General features: G+C 72.5%; 4 protein-coding genes and 1 pseudogene. All 5 read right to left on the reverse strand.

The features are described 5' to 3' along the window. Window positions 1-119: 119 nt before the first annotated feature. Window positions 120-734: a response regulator transcription factor gene (locus GT042_RS19810; protein ID WP_161310065.1), complete on the reverse strand. Its 615-nt coding sequence runs from the start codon at window positions 732-734 to the stop codon at window positions 120-122. A gap of 113 nt (window positions 735-847) precedes the next feature. Next, window positions 848-1,969: a sensor histidine kinase gene (locus GT042_RS19815; protein ID WP_161310068.1), complete on the reverse strand. Its 1,122-nt coding sequence runs from the start codon at window positions 1,967-1,969 to the stop codon at window positions 848-850. 92 nt (window positions 1,970-2,061) lie between these two features. After that, the gene (locus GT042_RS19820) at window positions 2,062-2,799 is read right to left on the reverse strand and encodes an ABC transporter permease (RefSeq protein WP_161310066.1); all 738 of its coding nucleotides are present in this window, start codon (window positions 2,797-2,799) and stop codon (window positions 2,062-2,064) included. Beyond that, complete coding sequence (locus GT042_RS19825; RefSeq protein WP_161310067.1) at window positions 2,796-3,737, reverse strand: ABC transporter ATP-binding protein; 942 nt, start codon at window positions 3,735-3,737, stop codon at window positions 2,796-2,798. Before GT042_RS19825 ends, GT042_RS19820 begins: the two co-directional genes overlap by 4 nt. A gap of 198 nt (window positions 3,738-3,935) precedes the next feature. Continuing rightward, window positions 3,936-4,926 (reverse strand): annotated as a pseudogene (locus GT042_RS19830) (hypothetical protein); the annotation flags it as partial.

The following is a 4,926-nucleotide window of genomic DNA, read 5'->3' on the forward strand; positions in this document are numbered from 1 at the left end:
GGTGCGTGCGATCGCAAGGCGGAGGACCCACCCCGTACTGGACGTACGGGGTGGGTCCGACAACGCCGCGAGCGCGCGTGCCAGGCGCCGCGAGCCAGACCCCACTTCGCGGACACCCCCTAGAGCCAGCCCTTCTCCCGCGCTATCCGGACCGCCTCCGCGCGGTTACGGGCCGCCAGCTTCTGGATCGCCGTCGACAGGTAGTTGCGGACGGTGCCCTGGGACAGGTGGAGGGCCGCGGCCAGCTCCGTGTTGGTCGAGCCGTCCGCCGCCGCCCGCAGGATGCCGCGCTCCCGGTCCGTCAGCGGATTCGCGCCGTCCGCCAGGGCCGCCGCCGCCAGGGTCGGGTCGATGACCCGCTCCCCGGCGAGGACCCGCCGTACCGCGTCGGCCAGTTGGGCCGCGGGCGCGTCCTTGACCAGGAAGGCGTCCGCCCCCGACTCCATCGCGCGGCGCAGATACCCGGGCCGGCCGAACGTGGTCAGGACGACGACCTTGAGGTCCGGCAGCTCCTCGCGCAGGACCGCCGCCGCCTCGATCCCGGTCATCCCCGGCATCTCGATGTCCAGGAGGGCGACGTCCACCTCCTGGGCGCGCGCCGCCGCGAGCACCTCGTCGCCGCGCGCCACCTGCGCCACGACCTCGATGTCCGGCTCCAGGCCGAGCAGCGCGGCCAGCGCCTCGCGCACCATCGACTGGTCCTCGGCGAGGAGGACTCTCACGGGTCTCACCATGGGGCCACAGTAGACAGCGGGCTCCGCCTGCCCGGTGTTCGGCCGCGGTTGCCGATGTCCTCGATCGCCGGACGGGCCGGGGTGGGCCATGGCCCGGGAGCGGGCCGGTCTCGTCAGCGGAACGGGCCGTCCGGGGCAGGGGCCAGCGGCGCGCGGACGGTCAGGGCGAAGCCGCCCCGCGTCGAGCCCGCCTCCAGCGTTCCGCCGACCTCGCCGAGGCGCTCGGTCAGGCCGGTGAGGCCGTTGCCGAACGCGGCGGTGCCCGTCCCCGCCGTGCCGACGCCGTCGTCCTCCACGGTGAGTTCGAGCACCGGGCCCTCCAGCGTCTGGCGCGGTGTCAGGCAGACCACGCAGCGGCGCGCCGCGCTGTGCCGTACGACATTGGTGACCGCCTCCCGCAGTGACCAGGCGAGCGCCGCCTCGCACTTCTCGCCGAGTCCGCCGTCCGGCAGCCCCGGCGGCAGGCCGGTCGGCACGTCCGCGGTGATGCCGGCGACCGCCAGTGTCGTACGGGCCCCGGCCAGCTCGCCGGGGAGCGTGGGCCTGCGATAGCCGGACACCGCTTCCCGTACGTCCGTCAGCGCCTGGCGGCTCACCCGCTCGATGTCCGCGACCTGCTCGGCGGCCCGCTCCGGGCGCTCGGGGAGCATCCGGCCCGCCAGCTCGCTCTTCAGGGTGATCAGCGACAGCGAGTGGCCGAGGAGGTCGTGCAGGTCCCGCGCGAGCCGCAGCCGCTCCTCGTTGGCGGCGAGCTGGGCGACGGTGGCGCGTGCCTCGCGCAGCTCCACGGTCGTACGGACCAGCTGCCGTACGCCCGACATCGCGAAGCCCCCGAGCAGCGCGGGGATCACCAGGGAGGTGACGAAGTCGCGCCCCTCGTCCGTCCACAGGCCGGTCACGACCATCGCGGCCACGGCGACGAGGATCGCCGGCCTGGCGAAGGGCGCCGGCAGCGCCGCCCCCGCCGCCACCGACGTGTACACGAACAGCACCAGCCACGGCGAGTCCAGCGTCGCCGACAGCAGCAGCGAGAGCGTGAACATGAAGACCAGCGCCGCGTAGACGGTCCGCGCGTCGAGCGTCCTCGCGGTGTGCCGGAAGATCAGGCCCAGGTAGACCGCGACGAACGCGGCCAGCCCCAGCCCGCCCAGCACGTCCACCCCCGGCGTGTGCGCGCCGCTGAAGATGTCGCTCAGCGGGGCCCCCAGGAAGGCGAGCCAGATGCCGATCCACATCAGCTTCACCAGGGTCTGGCGGGACTGCTCCGGCGGCTGCCCGACGCGGGTCCGCTCCGGCGGCGGCCCCGCGGGCGCGAAGGTCTTCGTACTCACGCCTTCAGTGTGTCCTTCCGGTAGAGCCAGGCGGCGCCACCGGCGAAGAGCGCGAAGTACGCGACCAGGATCGCGACGTCCTTGGGATGCGGCGAGCCGCCCAGCTCGACGGCCTGGCCGAGGGCCGCGTAGGCATGGGTGGGCAGCCACTCCGCGATGTTCTGGAGCCACCGCGGATACGTGGTGGTGGGCAGCCACAGCCCGCCCAGGATGGACAGCGCGAAGTACAGGATCATCGTGACCGGCCGGACCGCGTCCCCCGAGACGAGGTAGCCGACGGCCACCCCGAGCGCGGCGAAGACCAGGCTGCCGGCCCAGATGACCCCGGTCAGCGCGAGCCACTGCCAGACCTCCAGGCGCACGCCCTTGGAGACCCCCGCGACGACGAAGACGATCAGGACGGACGGCAGCGCCACCACAGCCGAACTGGCGATCTTGGCGAGCACGTAGCCGCGCCCCGGCAGGGCGGTCAGCCGCAGTTGCCGGACCCAGCCCTTCTCCCGCTCCTTGGCGATCTTCTCGCTGTTGCCCATCAGGACGGCGGTCAGAGCGCCGAAGGAGGCCATGGCGACCATGTAGAAGGCGCCCAGGGACAGGTCGGTGCCGGGCACCTCACCGTCGCCCTGGGGACCCGCGATCACCAGGAACAGCACGGCCGGGTAGATCACCGAGAAGAACATGAACTTCTTGTTCCGCAGCGTGCGGGTGATCTCCAGCTTGATCAGGGTGTTCACGCGGTCCTGGCCTCCTCGGCCTCGGTGAGGGCGACGAAGGCCTGCTCCAGGCCCAGCCCGGCGACTTCCAGGTTCTGCGGGTAGAGACCCGCCCGGTACAGCGCGTGCACGGTCGCGTCGGCGTCGTGCGACTGGATCCGTACGGTGGTCCCCGACACGGACAGCGTGCTCAGGAACGGCAGCTCACGCAGGTCGTTCTCGTCGATCACGCCGTGCTCGCCGGGGTCCAGGTCGAAGGAGATCCGGCGGGCGCCCGCCTTCGCCTTGATCTCGGCGGCCGTCCCGTCGGCCAGCAGCCGGCCCTTGTAGAGGACCAGCACCCGGTCGGCGATCGCGTCGGCCTCCTCCAGGTAGTGGGTGGCGAAGAGGACCGTACGGCCCTGGTCCGCCTGCTCCTTCATCGTCGCCCAGAAGGCCTGGCGGGCGGTGACGTCCATACCGGTGGTCGGCTCGTCCAGGACGATCAGGTCGTTGGCGCCCGCCGTGGCGAGCGCGAAGCGGACCCGCTGCTCCTGGCCGCCGGAGAGCTTGTGGACCATGCGGTCGGCGATCTGGGTGATCCCGGCCCTGGCCAGCACCTCGGAGACGGGATACGGCTTGGGGTGCAGGTCGCAGGCGAGCTTGACCAGCTCCCGTACCCGGACCTCCTCCATCAGCCCGCCGCTCTGGAGCATGGCGCCGACCCGGCCGGCCGCGAGGGCCTCCTGGGGGCTCGTGCCGAACAGGGTCACCGTGCCCGAGTCGGCGTTCCTCAGGCCCAGGAGCAGGTCGAGGGCGGAGGACTTGCCGGCGCCGTTGGGGCCGAGGAGCGCCACGGTCTCGCCGGGGCGCAGCGTGAGGGACAGGCCGGCGACGGCGTGCACGGAGCCGTACCGCTTGTGCACGTCCTCGAAGCGCACGACGGACGTCGTGGTGGGGGGTGCGGTGGTCGTCGTCATGGACTCATCGTGGCGCCCGGAGCCGTACCGGCGTCAGTGTCCCGGGTCGTGGACCCGGTATGACATCCGTCATTTTCCGCACACGCCTTCGGGTCCCGGTCTCCGGGTCCCGGGAAACGCCGGAGCCCCCGCCCGGTGGGGGCGGGGGCTCCGGGGAGAGCGGTGGGCGAGCGCCTGCCGCGCGGCGCCCGACCGGCGTCAGCTCGGGTCGAGATCGATCTCCTGCGTGCGCTCCGCGGGCGTCTTGCCGCGCAGCGCCTTCTGCATCGCGAGGGCCACGTCCGCGGAGTTGACCGGGTGCTCCTGGCCGTCGGCGCGGGTGATCGTGATGCCGTCGAAGACCCCTTCGAGCAGCTGGTCGATGGCCTTGCGGTCGTAGTACTCGACGAGCTTCCCGTCGACCGCCTTCATGGACAGGATCTTCGGGAGGGACTTCGCGGGACCGAACTGGATCTGCTTGCCCCCCGCCTGGATCGTGACCAGGTCGGACATCGCCGGCTCGGCGAACTCCTTCATCGCCCGGTCGATCTCCGCCTGGCTTATCGACGGCTGGCGGGTGACGACGGGCAGCTCGACGACCGCCACCTTGCCGGTCTGGACCTGCGCACGGTACGCGTCCCGCACGGACAGCATCGACCGCTGGACGTCCAGGGACTCACCGGCCTTGCCCGGTACGGCGACGGCCTTGCCCGGCTCGAACCTGATCGTGCCCTCCCGGGCCGAGCCCGAGACCCCGGCCAGGTCGGTGAGCGCGACGCTCAGCTTCTCCTCGTCCACCGGGATCACCGGCTCCACGATCCGCTTGCCGCCGAAGAGTGAGCCGATCACCGACACGGGGTTGTAGTCGCTGCCCGCGGCGTTCCTGACGGTCGCCTGGCTGTCCAGGGTGAGGCCCGCCTTGTCCGGCGGCAGCTTTTCCGTCTTGCCGCCGACACTCAGCTCCATCGGCGTGGCGGCGAGCTTGCCGAGCCGGTCGTCGAGCGTGTTGACCGCCTGGTCGCGGGTGCCACCGCCGATGTCCACACCGAGGACCGTGGTGCCCTTGGGGACCGCGGAGTGGTTCATCAGCAGGCCCGCGCCGTAGAGGCCGCCGGCCGCCACGACCAGCGCGACGGTCAGCAGGACCAGCTTGGAGCGGCCCTTCTTCCTCGGCGCCGGCGCGGCGGCGGCCTTGGGACGCGGCGTCGCG

The sequence above is a fragment of the Streptomyces sp. SID3212 genome, assembly GCF_009865405.1.
Classification (GTDB): Bacteria; Actinomycetota; Actinomycetes; order Streptomycetales; family Streptomycetaceae; genus Streptomyces.

Coding starts and splice junctions, on each gene's coding strand:
- GT042_RS19825 (WP_161310067.1), bottom strand. CDS start 3,737: ATGACGACGACCACCGCACCCCCCACCACGACGTCCGTCGTGCGCTTC.
- GT042_RS19810 (WP_161310065.1), bottom strand. CDS start 734: ATGGTGAGACCCGTGAGAGTCCTCCTCGCCGAGGACCAGTCGATGGTG.
- GT042_RS19815 (WP_161310068.1), bottom strand. CDS start 1,969: ATGTGGATCGGCATCTGGCTCGCCTTCCTGGGGGCCCCGCTGAGCGAC.